Origin of the sequence: Brevundimonas sp. (assembly GCF_035627475.1) — a bacterium.
Lineage (GTDB): Bacteria > Pseudomonadota > Alphaproteobacteria > Caulobacterales > Caulobacteraceae > Brevundimonas.
This window is the reverse complement of sequence record NZ_DASPLR010000032.1, coordinates 34,347-50,214: the sequence shown is the minus strand read 5'-3', so window position 1 is coordinate 50,214 and position 15,868 is coordinate 34,347. Positions and strand designations below refer to the sequence as shown.

The following is a 15,868-nucleotide window of genomic DNA, read 5'->3' as shown; positions in this document are numbered from 1 at the left end:
TGAACACCGCGTCGGCCGAGCGGATGGCCTCGGCGCCGTCCAGGGCGAAGGACAGCCGCCCGTCGCGCACATTGGCGGCGACCAGGTCGTCGAGACCGGGTTCGAAGATCGGGATTTCGCCCCGCTCCAGCCGCTCGATCTTGGACGGATCCTTGTCGACGCAGGTCACGTGGTGGCCGAAGTCGGCGAAACAGGCCCCTGAGACCAGGCCCACATAGCCGGTTCCGATCATCGCCACGCGCATGCGGGTTCGCCCCTCCGTCAACTTCAGCGGGGGGATTAGCGGCTTAGGGTTGCTTTGGCCAGCATGGAGAGACCCCGATCTCCCCCTTTCGGTCGGAGCCTGATCATCAGGTCCCGGCCTTCGTCAGACGCCGTAATGTTCCCTGTACCACGCCACAAAGGCAGGAACCCCGGAAGAAATCGGTGTCGAAGGCTTGTAGCCGGTCAGTCGCTGGAGCAGGTCCGATGAGGCAAAGGTTGCACGAACGTCGCCATCCTGCATTGGGAGGAAATGCTTCTTCGCCTTGCGGCCCAACGCCTTTTCCAGTTCCGCAATATAGTCCATCAGATTGTTAGGCGCACCGCCCCCCACATTGACCAGCCGGAATGGAGCGACCGGGGACAGGGTATCCCCGATGACCGGATCTGAGCCCGGGACCGAGGCCGTAAGTCGGACCACTCCCTCGATCAAGTCGTCGACGAAAGTGAAATCTCGCGACATCTCTCCTTGGCCGTACACCTCGATAGCCTCATCCGCCAAGATCGCCTTGGTGAACTTGAACAACGCCATATCGGGGCGGCCCCAAGGACCGTAAACTGTGAAGAAGCGGAAGAAGGTGGTCGGCACGCCGAACAGGTGGCTGTAGCTGTGCCCCATCAACTCAGTGGCGCTCTTGGTGGCAGCGTAGAGAGTCAGCGGGTGGACGGCCTTGTCCGCCTCGCGAAACGGCATCTCGCTGTTTGCTCCATAGGCGGAACTGGTCGAGGCTGCGAGAAGGTGCTTGGGCTGGAACCGCCGGGCGGCTTCCAGGACATTGAAAGTGCCGATCAAGTTGGACGACACATAGGCTTCCGGGTGGTTGATGCTGTACCGGACACCTGCTTGGGCGGCCAGGTGAATGACGACATCCGGCGCCGCCCTCTCCCACGCCCGGTTCAGGTCGGCCTGATCCTCCAGATTGAGACGCTCGACATTAAAGCCGTTGTGATGCGTCTCAAGAACAGCATTGCGCGCATGCTTGAGTGCAACATCGTAGTAGTCGGAGAAATTGTCGATTCCCACCACTTGGTGGCCGTCGTCGAGGAGTCTGCGGCACAGATGGAAGCCGATGAAGCCGGCGCTGCCGGTGACAAGGAATCGCATAAGGTCACCCAGAGATCGGAATTGAGCGAACGCGTAGGGGATGTGACCTCAGGGAGCAAGATGGCTTTCCGGCTCAAAGGAATCACTCGTCTCGAAGAGCTTGAGTGTCTGGGCCAGCGCCACCGCGCGGTGGCGCTGGCCCGTCGGTGTAAAGCACTCCGGCGCCAGCGGTTGATCGAGGCCGACAGGTGGGGCCAGCATGGGAACGGTGCAGCGCTTCGCTTTCGGGAGTTCGCGCCCCGCCCGCCGACCCCAACTCCAAGGCTTCTTTCATTGCAGGGCCTAGTCCCTCAGAAGGTCGTTCAGATCGGCCCAGGCGCTCTCGACGGTCGGCGCCCGGCCGGCGCCGCGTCCCCGCGCCGTGAACGTCCGCCGGTCGGCCGTGGTCGCCCGCAGCGCATTGCCCTCCTCGGCGAGGTCGGCGAACAGCGGGTCGTCCTCGACCGCCTCGAACGCCACCGCGGCCTCGCCCCGGCCGACGTCCAGCCGGGCGATCTGCCGGACCCGCCCGGCGGGCAGGACCGTGTCGGCCGACAGGGTCTGGCGCGGGATGGCTCCGACCGGCAGCCGCCGGTCCGCCGCCTCGTACGCCAGGATGGCCAGTTTGGCCGCCGCGTCCAGGCCGGTCAGGTCGGCCGACGGGTCCTCTTCTGCGAAGCCGGCCGCGCGGGCGGCGTCCAGCGCCGCGTCGAAGGCCGCCCCGGCCGCCAGCCGGTTGAGGATGAAGTTGCACGTCCCGTTCAGCACCGCCTCGATCGAAACCACCGGTCCATGCGCCCGCGCGCGGCGCACCGTCTCGATCAGCGGCGCGCCGCCCCCGACGCTGGCGGAGTAGAGCAGCCGCGCGCCTGACGCCGCCGCCAGCGCGGTCAGGGCCGCGAGATCGGCGCCGACCGCCTGCTTGTTGGCGCTGACCACGTCGACGCCGCGCGACAGCGCCGCCCGGATCAGGGCCAGGCCGGTCGAGGCGTCAGAGATCGCCTCGACCACCACATCCGGCTCGCGCGCCAGCAGGGCGCCCGGATCGGACAGCAGCAGAGCAGCCGGCACAGCGACGTCGCGCGCCCTGCCCGGATCGCGCACCAGCACCCCGACCAGCTCGAACCTGGGATCGGCCAGCAGCCGCGCGGCGACTCCGCCGCCGACCACGCCACAGCCGGCGAGGGCCACGCGCAACGGGCGGGCGGGATGCTGTTTCGGCCGCGCCGGCGCCGTCTGGGCCCCGAGGACGATGGCGACGCCGCCGCCCAGCAACCCCTCGCCCACGGCGGGCAGGGTCGCGTCCACCCCGATCGCGTCGAGGGCGCGGGCGAGTCGGTCGGGCGCCTCGGCCCCGCCGCAGGCGACGGCGACCACCCGCCGTCCGCGCCGCACCTCGCGGTAGACGGCGGAGGCGGCCGCGGCGGGGTCGGCCATGTCGAGCTGCAGCAGGGCCACCGGTTCGTCGACGACGGGGGAGGAGACGCCGTCGGCGGCCGGATGGGAAACGGGGAGGGAGAGGGCGGTCATGACGGCTTCCCCTCAGGCGGCTTCGACGGCGCGCGGGACGGGCACGGCCGCCAGCGCCGCCGACAGGTCGGCCAGCAGATCCTCGGGATGCTCCAGCCCGATCGACAGCCGCAGCAGGCCGTCGGTGATCCCGGCCGTCGCCCGCGCCTCCGGCGTCATCGCGGCGTGGGTCATCAGGGCCGGATGGGCGATCAGGCTCTCCACCCCGCCCAGAGACTCCGCCAGGGTGAAGACGTTGAGCCCGTCGACCAGTGTCCGCACCGCCGCGATGTCGGCCAGTTCGAAGCTGAGCATGGCCCCGAAGCCCCGCTGCTGACGCGCCGCCACGGCATGGTCCGGGTGGCTCTTCAGCCCCGGATAATGCACCGCCTTCACCGCCGGATGAGCCGCCAGCCATTCGGCGATCCGCCCCGCCGTCGCCTGCTGCCGCTCGATGCGGGCGAACAGGGTGCGCACCCCTCGCAGGGTCAGCCAGGCGTCGAACGGCGAGCCGGTGACACCCAGGCAGTTGGCCCACCAGCTCAGCTGCTCCAGGTCGGCGGGGGCCCTGGCCACCACGCAGCCGCCGACCACGTCGGAATGGCCGTTGATATATTTGGTGGTCGAATGGATCACCAGATCGGCGCCCAACGCGATCGGCTGCTGCAGCGCGGGCGACAGAAAGGTGTTGTCCACCGCCGCCTTGCACCCCACGGCGCGGGCGCGGGCGCAGATATCGGCGACGTCGACCACCCGCATCAGCGGGTTCGAGGGCGTCTCGATCAGGATCAGTTTCGGTCCGCGCGCAAAGGCGGCGTCCAGGGCGGCGCGGTCGTTCTGGTCGACGAAGAGGACCTCGAAATGCCCCCGCCTGGCCCGCGCGCACAGCAGCCGGTGGGTGCCGCCGTACAGGTCGTGCGGCGCGATCAGCAGATCGCCCGGCTCCAGCGAGCACAGGGCCAGATCGACCGCCGCCATGCCCGTCGCGGTCACCACCGCCCCGCAGCCGCCCTCGAGTTTCGCCAGCGCCTCGGCCAGCACGTCGCGGGTCGGGTTGCCCGAACGGGTGTAGTCGTAGCGCCGCTTCCCCTCGAGCCCGTCGAAGCTGAAGTTCGATGACAGATAGAGCGGGGGCATCACCGCGCCGTGGGCCGGGTCGCCGTTGACGCCGTGACGGGCGGCGGTCGTACAGGGGTGGACGTCGGAGGAACAGGTCATGCGGCGATCTCGCTTCTGGCGTCTTGGGGGAGGGTGTGGAGGGGGCTGAGGGCGTCGTGCAGCACGCGCCCGACCAGCTCGCGTTCCTTCAGGAAGGCGTCGTGACCGAAGATCGACGGCGCTTCGACCAGGCGTCGCAGGTTCGGCGCGCGGGCGGCCAGTTCGCGGCTGTCCTCGATCGGCACCAGCCGGTCGGAGGTGAAGCCCACGACGGTCAGCGGGCAGAGCACCGCCTCCGGCGCCACCGCGTGCCGGTCCAGCGAGTCGGACAGGGCGATCCACCGGGCGGCCGAGGTGACCTGCGCATAGGCGGCGCCCCGCGCGATCAGATACTCGCAGACGGGGTAGGGGGCGCCGGCCTCTTCGGGCGGAGTCGAGGCGAAGCGCAGCGCGAACTCGTCGGGGGTGCGATAGGTCGCCATCGCCAGCTCCCGGGCCAGCGCCACGCCCTCGGCCTCGCGGCCGCAGTGCCGGGCGAAGGCCAGCAGCCGGCGCTGGACGCCGCGCCAGGCGGTCGCGGCGGGATGGGTGCGGTGGGCCGCCGAAACGACCACCAGCTCTCCGATGCGTTGCGGGAAGGCGGCGGCGAAGGCCAGGCCCACGCAGCCGCCGTAGGAGGCGCCGACCAAGGCCTCGACGCGCGGCTCATCCAGCCCGTCGAGCAGCAGGGCCAGAAGCCGGGCCTGGTCGGTCGTGGTGATGGTGACGCCCGGCTCGCCCTGCCCGGGGACCAGGTCGAAGGCGAGAACCCGGAACCGGTTCAGGTCGACCGGGCCGCCGGGCCGCACCGCCCAGGACCACCAGCGCGCCGCGAACCGGCCGCTCGATATGCCGCCGGCGACGACCACCAGCGGACCCGCATCCGGGCCGTGCAGCCGTCCGGCCACCTCGCCGGCGGCCAGCCGCTCGCCGGACTCGAGCCGGAAATCCTCGGGGACGACGGCGCGGACATCGCGTCCGGGCGCTTCGTCGATGGGCCACTGCTGGGACGCCACGGTCCGCTCCGTTCTCGCTCAGCGAGACCGATGGGGCGAACCAATTCGTGCGGTGACAGACCCGTGGAATCGGCCGGACCCCGGACGTGGTGGGGCCGTCGCTCCACTCATCTCTCGCGGCTTCCGAAGACGCCCCGCAGGAGTTGGCACCATCTCCAGGATCGGGTGGATCCTGGAAGGTTGCCCCGGCGTCAAAGGGCCTATCCCTCAGCCGGTCTTGATGAGTGCCCTTACGGTGGCCGAGCGCGGCGCAGGCGTCAACCCTCGGATAAAACCCGCTCATCCCGGCGAAAGCCGGGACCCAGTTCTGTCCAGCTGGACGCTGGCGCCTCAGGACGCCCTACGGGGCCGGCAGGAGGAAGAAATCACCCAAGGCGCTGGGTCCCGGCTTTCGCCGGGATGAGCGGATCAGGGAAGGTGATCAGCCCTCGCTCCAGCCGCCCGCCAGCGCCTTGAACAGGGCGATCTGGTAGGTCGTGACCAAGGCGTCCGAGGCCGCCAGCTGGGCGTCGGCGGCGGCCAAGGTCCGCTCCGCGTCCAGCACCGTCAGGAAGCTGTCGGCCCCGGCGTCGAAGCGCAGCCGCGACAGGCGCGCGGCGGTGGCGGCCTGGTTGCGGGCGGCTTCCAGAGCGGCGCGGCGGTCCAATTCGTTGGCGTAGTTCGCCAGCGCCGTCTCGGTCTCCTGCAGGGCGACCAGCACCGTCTGGTCGAAGGTCGCCAGGGCCGCGTCCGACCCGGCCGAGGCCTGTTCGATGCGGGCCCGAGCGGCGAAGACATTGGGGAAGGACCAGCTGATCAGCGGCCCGACCGAGAAGCGGAAATTCTCGCTGTCGCCCAGACCGTCCGCCTCCAGCGCCGTCGCCCCCAGCGAACCGCCGAGGCTGATGCGTGGATACAGATCCGCCGTGGCCACGTTCACCCGCGCGGCGGCGGCGGCCAGATTGCGTTCGGCCCGGCGCACATCGGGGCGGCGGGCCAGCAGGGCGGCTCCGTCGCCGACCGGGATCGGCTGCGACAGCTGTGGCGGCCGCTGGCAGGCCCGCGCCGCTTCGCTGGCCTCGGCCGGGGTGCGGCCGGTCAAGGTGGCGAGACGGAACAGCGCCCCGTCCCGTTGCGCCCGCAGGGGCGGCAGGCTGGCGCGGCTGCTTTCAAGCGCCGACCGGGCGCGGGCGGTGTCCAGCCCGTTGCCCGATCCCGCGTCGAGAAGGCGCTGGGTCAGGTCGACGGTGTTCGACTGCAGTTCGATGGTCCGTTCCGCCACCGCGATCTGCGCATTGGCCGAGCAGGCGTCAGCGTAGGCGCGGGCGGTCTCGGCGGCGACCGAGACGCGGATGATGTCCAGCGCGGCGGCGGCGGCGTCGGCGTCGGCCCGGGCGGCGCGGATGGTCGATTCCACCCGGCCGAACAGGTCGATTTCATAGGCGACGTCGAGGCCGGCGTCGTAAGTGTCCGTCTCGGGCGCTTCGGTTCCGGGCGGCAGGCTGCCCGCGGGCAGGGTCGCCGCCGAGGGCCGGCCGGTGTTGAAGGCCGCGCTGGTCGTCGTGGCCGGGAACCGCCCGACCCTGGCCTCGCCCAGAGCGGCGCGCACGCGCCTCAGGTTCGCCGTTGCCGCCTCCAGCTCGTTGTTCTCCACGAGGGCCAGGCGGACCAGGGCGTCGAGCGCCGGATCCTCGTAGAGCCGCCACCAGTCGTCGCGCGGGGCCTGCGCCGCCACGGCCGGCGTGACGGCTCCGATGAAGGCGCCCGACGCGGAGGGGGGAAGGGTCGCGTCAGGCGCCTTCGGCCCGACCGCGCACGAGGCCAGCAACAGACTGGCGCCGGCGGTTGCGGTCAGGAACCGGAGAGGGGATCGGGTCGTCATCAGGCGTCTCCCAGCCGCGGCGTGGCCGGCGCGGGGTCGGCGTCATGCGGCGGCAGGCCGTGGGTGGTGGGGATGGACTGCGGCTTTTCGGGCCGCTTCGGCATCTTCGAGGCCAGCCACCGGCTGGCGACGTAGAAGACCGGCGTGAAGATCAGGCCGAACAGCGTCACCCCCAGCATGCCGGAGAAGACGGCGGTGCCCAGCGACTGGCGCATCTCGGCCCCCGGTCCGGTCGCCAGCATCAGCGGCACGACGCCGAAGATGAAGGCGAAGGAGGTCATCAGGATCGGACGCAGCCGGGTGCGGGCGGCCTGCACGGCCGCGTCCCACCGGTTCAGCCCCTGCTGTTCCTCGGCCTGTTTGGCGAACTCCACGATCAGGATGGCGTTCTTGGCCGCCAGGGCGATCAGCACCACCAGCCCGATCTGGACCAGGATGTTGTTGTCCAGTCCCCGCAGGCCGACGCCGATCATCGCCGCCAGCACGCACATCGGCACGATCAGAACGATCGCCAGCGGCAGGGTGAAGGCCTCGTACTGGGCGGCCAGCACCAGGAAGACGAACACCACGGCCATCAGGAACACCAGGGTGGTGCCGCCGGACGAGATCTTCTCCTGCAGGGCCAGTTCGGTCCATTCGTAGGAGAAGCCGGGCGGCAGGCTGGCCGCGGCCAGTTCCTCCATGGTGTCCAGCGCCTGTCCGGACGACACGCCGGGCGCCGCTTGTCCCTGCAGCTCCGAGGACGGGAACAGGTTGTAGCGGACCACGCGGGCCGGGCCGGAATCGTCCCTCAGCGTCGCCACCGAGCCGATCGGCACCATGGCGCCGGAGGCCGAGCGGGTCTTCAGATTGGCGATGTCGGCGACGTCGTCGCGATAGGCCGGCTCCGCCTGCGCCGTGACCCGGAAGGTGCGGCCCAGGAAGTTGAAGTCGTTGATGTAGGCCGAGCCCAGATAGATGCCGAGCGTGTCGAACACGTCGTCGGGCTGGACGCCCATCATCAGGGCCCGGTCACGGTCCACATCGGCCGACACGCGCGGCGAGCCGGTGTTGTAGAGCGAGAACACCTGCTGCACGCGTTCGGGCTGCTGCGCGGCCGCGCCCATCATGGCGAAGGTGGCGCCTTCGAGGGCGCGATAGCCCTGCCCGCCGCGGTCCTGCACCATCATCTTGAAGCCGTTGCCGTTGCCGAGGCCCTGCACCGACGGCGGGGCGATGACGAAGATGTTGGCGTCCTCGATGCCGAAGGTGGCCCCGGTGATGGCGCCGGCCAGGGCGGCGGCCGCCTGCTCCTTCGTCTTGCGCTCGTCGAACTCGTCGAGGCGGACGAAGATCGTCGCCGCGTTCGATCCGAACGAGAAGCTCGAGCCGTCGAGGCCGGCGAAGGCCACGGTGCCGTCCACGCCCTCGGTCTTCTCGATGATGTCGCGGGCCTGCGTCATCACCGCCTCGGTCCGTTCCAGCGAGGCGCCGGCGGGCAATTGGATGACGCCGATCAGATAGCCCTGGTCCTGGTCCGGGATGAAGCCGGTGGGCGTGTCCACGACCCGCCAGGCGGTCAGCGCCAGCAGGGCCACATAGATGGCCAGCACCAGGCCCACCGTCCGCACCAGACGCGCGGTCAGCCGGCCGTACTTGTCCGACAGCCAGTCGAAGCCCTCGTTGAACCGGCGCCCGGCCCAGCCGCCGTAATAGACGGCCGTGCCCAGCACGCCCGGCTTGCGCGCCGGTCCGTGGCTCAGGTCGTGCGGCTTCAGCAGCACCGAGGCCATGGCCGGCGACAGGGTCAGTGACACCAGCAGCGAGATCACCGAGGCCGAGGCGATGGTCACCGCGAACTGCTGGTAGAAGATGCCGGGAATGCCCGGCACGAAGGCCGTCGGCACGAACACCGCCACCAGCACCAGGCCGATGGCGATCAGGGCGCCGGAGACTTCCCTCATCGACCGGTAGGCCGCCTCCTTGGGCGTCAGGCCCATGCGGATGTAGCGCTCGACGTTCTCGACCACGACGATGGCGTCGTCGACGACGATGCCGATGGCCAGCACCAGGCCGAACAGCGACAGCGAGTTGATCGAATAGCCCAGCGCCAGCAGCACCGCGAAGGTGCCGACCAGCGATACGGGAATGGCCACGATCGGAATGATGGCCGCGCGCCAGGTCTGCAGGAAGACGATGACCACCAGCACCACCAGGATCATCGCCTCGAACACGGTGTGCTGCACCGCCTCGACGGACTCGGCGACGAACTCCGTCGGATTGTAGGGCACCGAAATGGCCATGCCCTGGGGCAGGTCGGCGCGGGCCGCCTCGATCTCGGCCATGACCAGATCGGCGGTCTCCAGCGCATTGGCGCCGGGCTGCTGCTGGATGGCCAGGGCGACGCCCGGCTGGCCGTCGAAATAGCCGCGGATGCCGTAGTCCTGCGAGCCCAGCTCGACGCGGGCGACATCCCTCACCCGGGTCGTCCGCCCTTGCGCATCGGTCTTGATGACGATGTCGCCGAACTCGTCCGGGTCGCTCAGCCGCGACTGCACCTGCACCGGCAGCTGGAAGGCTGCGGCATTGGTCGGGAAGGGCGGCTGGCCGATCGCCCCGGCGGCGGCCGAGGTGTTCTGTCCGCGCAGGGCGCCGACGATTTCCTGGGCCGTCAGATTGCGCGCGGCGGCCTTGTTCGGATCGATCCAGACCCGCATCGAATAGTTGCCGCCGCCGAACACCTGCACCGCGCCGACGCCGTCGAGGCGCAGGAAGCGGTCGCGCAGGGTCGAGTTGGCGTAGTTGCCGATATAGTCGTTGGCCAGGCTGCGGTCGGGCGAGGTCAGTCCGACGATCAGCAGGAAGTCCTGCTGCTGCTTGTTCACCGTCACGCCGATCTGGCGCACCGGCTCCGGCAGGCGGGGCTCGGCCAGCGACACCCGGTTCTGGACCAGCACCTGGGCCGCGTCGAGATCGGTGCCCGGCTCGAAGGTGACGGTGATCGTCGCCACCCCGTCCGAGGTCGAGGACGACGACAGATAGAGCATGCGCTCGACGCCGTTGACCTCCTGTTCGATCGGCGCGGCCACGGTCTCGGCCATGGTCTCGGCCGAGGCGCCCGGATAGACCGCCGTCACCGCGATCGTCGGCGGCGCGATCTCCGGATATTGCGACAGCGGCAGCAGCGGATAGGCGAACACGCCCAGCAGGGTGATGAACACCGATATCACGGCCGCGAAGATCGGCCGGTCGATGAAGAAGCGTGAGATGTTCATGGCCGGATCAGTCGCCCGAGGAGAGGCTGTTGGCGAAGGTCGCCGTCGAGGCTGGGGCGGACTGGGTCACCGGCGCCTGCGCCGGACGCGCGACGGGGCGGATCTGGCCGTTGCGGGCCTGGACCTTCATGCCCGGCTGCTGGATGCGCCCGACGCCGTTGATGATGACGCGATCGGTCGGGGCGAGGCCCGAGCGGATGACGCGCAGCCCGTCGACCAGCGGTCCCAGTTGCACCGGCTTCGGCGCGACCGAGCCGTCGGCGGCCACCACATAGACGATGCGCCGCGCCTGGTCGGTGGCGATGGCGGCGTCAGGCACCAGCATGGCGTTGTAGGTTCCGGCCCCGGCCAGACGCGCCTGGCCGAACATGCCAGGCTTCAGGAAGCCGTCGGCGTTGGGGATCAGGGCCCGCAGACGGATCACGCCCGAGGCCGTGTCCACCGCGTTGTCGGTGAAATCGAGCGTGCCCGACCGCGTAAAGGTCGCCTCATCCTGCAACCGCACCTGGATCGGCGCCGCGCCTTGCCGGGCCTGCCGCTGATATTTGAGCAGCACCGCCTCGGAGCCGTCGAAGACGAAATGGATCGGGGCGCTGGAGACCACCGTGGTCAGGACGTCGGCGGCGGACGATCCGCCGGCCACCAGGTTGCCCGCATCGACCCTGCGGTCCGACACCCGGCCCGAGATCGGGGCGGTGACGCGCGTGAATTCGAGGTCGAGCTGACGCGCCCGGACGTTGGCGTTGGCGGCCGCGATGGCCGCCTGGGCGGTCTGCAGGGCGCCGCGGCGGGTGTCGACCTCGGACTGCGAGACCGCCTGCGCTTCCAGCAGGCTCTCGGACCGCGCCAGTTCGCTCTGCGCCAGCGCCAGCTGGGCCTGCGCCTGCGCCAGCTGCGCGCGGGCCGCAGCCAGGGCGGCCTGGGCCGGGCGCGGATCAAGGGTGAACAGCACCTGGCCGCGGCGCACATAGTCGCCGTCGCGGAAGTGGACGCCCGAGATGTAGCCGCCGACGCGGGCGCGCACCTCGACCGATTGGGTCGCCTCGAAACGGCCCGTGAACTCGTCCCAGTCCTGCACCGCCTGCACCAGCGGCGTGGCCACCGTCACCGACGGCGCCGGCGGGGCCTGCGCCTCGCTCTTTGAGGAACAGCCATAGAGCGCGGCCGCCATCAAGGCGGACGCGGCCACGATCTTCACCGTGCGCATGAATACCAGTCTCCGTGAGGGAGCAATCCCTGTCTCAGTCGACTGCGGCGATCGGGGAGGAAGCCGGTAGTCAACGCCCGGTGACTTAATGGTGATCGCATCGACGCTTGTCAACGGGCGATGACAAAGCCATATACGCGGTGGGGCTTTGTTCGGGAGCTATCCTGTTGTTTTGTCATGTCGCGCCGCGGCCAAGAAATGCCGAGGCGACCCGTGCCGCCATTCTGGACGCCGCGCGCGAACGGTTCGCGCGCGAGAGTTACGATGACGTCGGCATGCGCGACATCGCCCGCGACGTCGGCGTCGACGCCGCCCTGGTGTCCCGCTATTTCGGCTCCAAGGAAGATCTGTTCACCGCCGTCCTCGACAGCTGCGAGAATGGCGCCGAGCTGATGGAAGGCGACCGCTCCACCTTCGGCCAGCGCATCGCGCACGAGGCCATCTACGAAGGCAAGAGCGAGAGCAAGCTCAAGGGCCTGCTCGTCCTGCTGCGCTCTGTCGGCTCGACCAAGGCCATGGAACTGGTCCAGCGCACGGGGAACGAGCGCTTCTTCAATCCTTTCGCCGAGTGGGTCGGCGGGCCCGACGCCGCGGTCCGCGCCCGGCTGGCGGCCGCATTCGTCATGGGCATGGCGGTCAGCCGCGAGATCACCGGCGGCTTTGGCCTGGACCCCGCCCAGTGCGAGACGATGCGCGACCGGATGGCGGCCATTCTGCAGGACATCATCGACGGCTGATCAGCCGCGCGGCTGGAATTTGCGGATCACGCCGGAGAAGGTCATCAGCACCCGCTCTCCGGCGTTGATCTGGCCGCGCACGAAGATCAGGCTCTTGCCGGCCCGGATCACCTCGCCGGTCGCCTCGACCAGTTCGCCGACATAGGCTCCGTCGATGAAGGTGGAATCCAGCGACACCGTCACCCCCGACGCCCCCTCCATCTCCTGGTAGGCGGTCTGGAACAGGGCGATGTCGGCGAAGGTCATCAGGCAGCCGCCGTGCATCCGGTTCCCGGCGTTCATGTGCTTGGGCTCGGCCCGGAAGGCGCAGCGCATCCGCCCGTCCGGGTCCGGCTTGAAGTAGAACGGCCCGACCACCTGGTCGAAGGTGCCGTGCAGGTCGTACATCTGCCAGCCGGCGAACTCGCCCTCGGAAACCGTGACTTTCGCGACCATCGAAAAACTCCGCCTTCTTTCTGATCCCGCAATGCACCATACAGGCGCGATGAGCGACCCCATCGAAACCGCCATCTTCGAAAAACTGGCCAATGCCGACCCGAAAGGCGTCGGTGGCAAGAGCATAGAGCCCGCCGATGTGGCCAAGGAACTCCAGCCGGAACAGTGGCAGCGCATGCTGCCCAAGGTCCGCGCCTGCGCCCTCGGCCTGATGCGCCAGGGCCGCCTGACCATCACCAAGAAGGGCAAGCCGGTCGACCCGAACGCCTTCAAGGGCGTCATCCGCCTGCGCCTGCCGACCGAAGCCGAGACCGCCGCCGCACTCGCGGCCCGGCCGCCGGCCGCCGAAAGCGATGAGGACTGATCCCACCGGACTGGACGCGGTTCTCGCCGACATCCGCGCCTGCCGGGCCTGCCTCGGGCAGCTGCCGCACACGCCGCGCCCGGTGGTCCGCGTCTTCCCCGAGACCCGGCTGCTGATCTGCGGCCAGGCCCCCGGCCGCCGCGTCCACGAGAGCGGCCTGCCGTTCACCGACCCGTCCGGCGACCGCCTGCGCGAATGGCTCGGCGTCGACTACCAGACCTTCTACGCCGACCGCCGCCTCGGCGTCGCCGCCCAGGCCTTCTGCTATCCCGGAACCGCTCCGAAAGGCGGCGACCATCCCCCGCCGCGGCGCTGCGCCGAGCTGTGGCGGCCGCAGCTGCTGGCCGAACTGCCGCGGGTCGAACTGACCCTGCTGGTCGGCGGCTACGCCCAGACGTGGGCGCTGGGCGACCGCGCCAAGGCCAACATGACCGACACGGTGCGCGCCTGGCGCGACTACGCCCCCGCCATCCTGCCCCTGCCGCACCCTTCGTGGCGCAACACCGCCTGGCTGAAGCGCAACCCGTGGTTCGAGGCCGAGGTCCTGCCGTATCTTCGCCAGAGGGTTCGGGGCATTCTGGGATCATGAAGGTCACGCATCAGCATTCCTTCTCCCGGTGGGAGAAGGTGGCGCGCAGCGCCGGATGAGGGTCGTCTGGTCCAGTCGGCGTGAGCCGCTGCTCGGCTCGCGGATACGGCTTCGCCGAGCGCCGGCGCCCGACCCTCACCCTTTCGCGCAAGGCCGCTCGCTGCGCTCCCGGGCGCTCAAGCCCTCTCCCATCGGGAGAGGGACCACGTTTGTCGCGATCGCGGCGACCCTCCTCCTCGCCGCCTGCGCCACCCCCGCCGTCCAGCCGCCGCTGACCCCGCCGCCCGACTTTCAGGGGCCGCAGCTCGCCGCCGACGCCCTGATCATGGACGACGGCGCCCGCCTGCCGCTGGCCCGCTGGACGCCGGACGGCCAGCCCTGGGCCGTCATCGTCGCCCTGCACGGAATCAACGACAGCCGGGCCGCCTTCCACCTCGCCGGGCCTTGGTGGGCCGAGCACGGCATCGAGACCTGGGCCTTCGACCAGCGCGGCTTCGGCCAGGCGCCGGGGCGGGGCGTCTGGCCCGGCGAGGACCGGATGGTCGCCGACCTGCGGACCGCCGTCGCCCTGGCCCGCGCCCGTTACCCCGACGCCGTCATCGCCGTGGCCGGCGAAAGCATGGGCGGCTCCGTCGCCATCGCCGCCTTCGCCTCGGACCCGCCGCCCGAGGCCGACCGGGTGATCCTGCTGGCGCCGGCGGTCTGGGGCTGGTCGGCGCAGGGGCCGCTCAACTCGGCCGCCCTGTGGCTGGCCGCCCGCACCATTCCCGACCGCGCCGTCGAGCCCCCCGACTGGGCCGTGCGCGAATACGCCGCCTCTGACAACTGGATCGAACTGTTCCGCACCGGCCGCGATCCCAACAGCCTGCTGACCACCCGTTTCGACGTCCTCTACGGCCTTGTCGATCTGATGGAGTCGGCGTCCGCCGGCCTCGGCGAGGTCCGCGCCCCGACCCTGCTGATGTACGGCGCCCACGACAACCTGGTCCCGAGGCCGTCGATGCGCCTCGCGCTGCAACGGGCCGGCGACCGCCCCGGCCTTCGCACCGCCTTCTACCCCGACGGCTGGCACATCCTGAACCGCGACCTCCAGGCGGAGACCGTCTTCCGCGACGTAGAGGCCTGGCTGCGCGACCCGGAGGGGCCGCTGCCGTCAGGGGCAGGCGAGGTGGGTCCGGCGCTGGCGGGCCGTTAGGCGGGGTCCGGAAAGCGCCGCCTTACGCGCCACCCTTCTTACCCGTCATCCTCGGGCTCGACCGAAGGATCAGACCGTCGGGCGCCGGTTCGAGCGCCCCACGGTCGCGCTCGCATGGCCGTCACCGCCGCACAGCCCGCCTCCTGTCCCTGATCTACGGATCAGCTCCGGGGATGACGACGGAGTGAGCTTGGGAGGCGCGGCCCCGGAAGCGGACACCGTGAAGGCCTGCAACGGGTGGATTGCAGACCCACGATCCGGCTGCCAGCAGTCACTCCATCCGGCAGAAGCAATACATGAATTGCTGAGGCGTGCCCCAAGGCGTCTCATGCAACTCGGCGACGCTGTCCAACAGACGGTACTTCGGCCCGAACTCCCCATGAAGGCTTTCTGCGTCATAGCGGACGACATCCAATCCGCTGCACTTCTCGGGCCCATCTAGTCCGAAGGTGGCGATAATGACGTGACCCCCAACCCGGACTGAGCGGGCGACCTGACGTACGTATGCGGCTCTTTCACCTGCGCTCGTCAGGAAGTGGAACACCGCTCGGTCGTGCCAGACGTCATAGCGAGCAGCTTCTAACTCCACGGCCGTGATGTCGCCGGTGATCCAATGCACCGAGGCGCCAGCAGGGCCCAGTCGGCCCTTGGCCACCTCAATCGCCGCCTTGGAGATATCGAGGACCGTCAGGTCGCTGTAGCCGCGCCCAACAAGGTCATCGACTAAGGTCGCTTCCCCGCCACCAACGTCGATCACCGCGCTGCCGGTGTCCGGTGTCGCGCGTTCGATGAGCGTCAGCGAAACCTCCAAATGGGGGCGATACCAGCTTACCCCGTCCACCGCCTTGGTCTGATAGACGTCTTCCCAATGGGCCTTGGTCGTCATCACCGCCACTCCCAAACTGTCCTCGGAAGTTTGGGGGTCGAGCCGTGTGAACGCCAGAGGGGCGGAACCTGACGTCCGCAATAGGTCGAAAGTTGACCTTGGGAAGGTCCGGTCCCTGGGAACCGCTTGCCCGGTTGACACAGAGCGCACAGTCCAGTGTTGGCGGGGCCGTGTCCCGGGAGGTTGGGCAGTCGCCAAGTGGTGGAAAACGCTCAGCTAGTGCTCTCCTGCCGGGGTCGCCATCGCACTGCACCGCTTCTGCATCCAGTGTGC

At 69.8% G+C, this 15,868-nt stretch carries 14 protein-coding genes and 1 riboswitch; of the genes, 4 read left to right on the top strand and 10 right to left on the bottom strand.

Annotated features, from left to right (window positions below; all coding sequences use genetic code 11):
• The 8 genes from VEA62_RS09020 to VEA62_RS08985 all read right to left on the bottom strand — a co-directional run.
• Nucleotides 1-244, bottom strand: a 244-nt coding sequence (locus tag VEA62_RS09020) for an NAD-binding protein (protein WP_324820728.1), incomplete at its 3' end; no start/stop codon positions are given.
• Between the two features lie 123 nt (nt 245-367).
• Complete coding sequence (locus VEA62_RS09015; protein WP_324820726.1) at nt 368-1,366, bottom strand: NAD-dependent epimerase/dehydratase family protein; 999 nt, start codon at nt 1,364-1,366, stop codon at nt 368-370.
• A gap of 282 nt (nt 1,367-1,648) precedes the next feature.
• The gene (locus VEA62_RS09010; protein ID WP_324820724.1) at nt 1,649-2,875 is read right to left on the bottom strand and encodes a hypothetical protein; all 1,227 of its coding nucleotides are present in this window, start codon (nt 2,873-2,875) and stop codon (nt 1,649-1,651) included.
• Between the two features lie 12 nt (nt 2,876-2,887).
• On the bottom strand, nt 2,888-4,072 hold the full coding sequence (gene metB / locus VEA62_RS09005; protein ID WP_324820722.1) for a cystathionine gamma-synthase: 1,185 nt from the start codon (nt 4,070-4,072) through the stop codon (nt 2,888-2,890).
• A complete protein-coding gene (metX, locus tag VEA62_RS09000) occupies nt 4,069-5,067 on the bottom strand; it encodes a homoserine O-succinyltransferase MetX (protein ID WP_324820720.1) in 999 nt (332 codons plus the stop codon). Before metX ends, metB begins: the two co-directional genes overlap by 4 nt.
• Nucleotides 5,068-5,171: 104 nt before the next feature.
• A riboswitch (SAM riboswitch) is annotated at nt 5,172-5,294 on the bottom strand.
• A gap of 194 nt (nt 5,295-5,488) precedes the next feature.
• Nucleotides 5,489-6,928 carry a TolC family protein gene (locus VEA62_RS08995; protein WP_324820718.1) on the bottom strand — a complete coding sequence of 480 codons (1,440 nt, stop codon included), beginning with the start codon at nt 6,926-6,928 and terminating at the stop codon, nt 5,489-5,491.
• Nucleotides 6,928-10,182, bottom strand: a complete 3,255-nt coding sequence (locus VEA62_RS08990) for a multidrug efflux RND transporter permease subunit (protein ID WP_324820716.1) — start codon at nt 10,180-10,182, stop codon at nt 6,928-6,930. The genes VEA62_RS08995 and VEA62_RS08990 overlap by 1 nt, the downstream gene beginning before the upstream one ends.
• Before the next feature lie 7 nt (nt 10,183-10,189).
• Nucleotides 10,190-11,389 (bottom strand): efflux RND transporter periplasmic adaptor subunit, encoded by a 1,200-nt coding sequence (locus tag VEA62_RS08985; RefSeq protein ID WP_324820714.1) that lies wholly within the window; start codon nt 11,387-11,389, stop codon nt 10,190-10,192.
• A 140-nt stretch (nt 11,390-11,529) separates the two neighbouring features.
• On the opposite strand from VEA62_RS08985, the gene VEA62_RS08980 reads away from it, so the two are divergent.
• Entirely contained in the window at nt 11,530-12,126 is a 597-nt protein-coding gene (locus VEA62_RS08980) for a helix-turn-helix domain-containing protein (RefSeq protein ID WP_324820712.1), read from the top strand.
• Here VEA62_RS08980 and VEA62_RS08975 read toward each other — a convergent pair whose 3' ends face one another.
• Nucleotides 12,127-12,561, bottom strand: coding sequence for a PaaI family thioesterase (locus VEA62_RS08975; protein ID WP_324820710.1), 435 nt, complete (start codon nt 12,559-12,561; stop codon nt 12,127-12,129).
• A gap of 49 nt (nt 12,562-12,610) precedes the next feature.
• Between VEA62_RS08975 and VEA62_RS08970 the strand changes: the two genes are divergently transcribed.
• From VEA62_RS08970 to VEA62_RS08960, 3 genes are all read left to right on the top strand, one after another.
• A complete protein-coding gene (locus tag VEA62_RS08970; protein WP_324820708.1) occupies nt 12,611-12,925 on the top strand; it encodes a DUF3253 domain-containing protein in 315 nt (104 codons plus the stop codon).
• On the top strand, nt 12,915-13,514 hold the full coding sequence (locus VEA62_RS08965; protein WP_324820706.1) for a uracil-DNA glycosylase family protein: 600 nt from the start codon (nt 12,915-12,917) through the stop codon (nt 13,512-13,514). The genes VEA62_RS08970 and VEA62_RS08965 overlap by 11 nt, the downstream gene beginning before the upstream one ends.
• A 325-nt stretch (nt 13,515-13,839) precedes the next feature.
• Complete coding sequence (locus tag VEA62_RS08960) at nt 13,840-14,709, top strand: alpha/beta fold hydrolase (protein WP_324820704.1); 870 nt, start codon at nt 13,840-13,842, stop codon at nt 14,707-14,709.
• Nucleotides 14,710-14,980: 271 nt separating this feature from the next.
• Here the strand turns inward: VEA62_RS08960 and VEA62_RS08955 are convergent, their stop codons facing one another.
• On the bottom strand, nt 14,981-15,595 hold the full coding sequence (locus tag VEA62_RS08955; protein ID WP_324820702.1) for a class I SAM-dependent methyltransferase: 615 nt from the start codon (nt 15,593-15,595) through the stop codon (nt 14,981-14,983).
• Between the last annotated feature and the right edge of the window lie 273 nt (nt 15,596-15,868).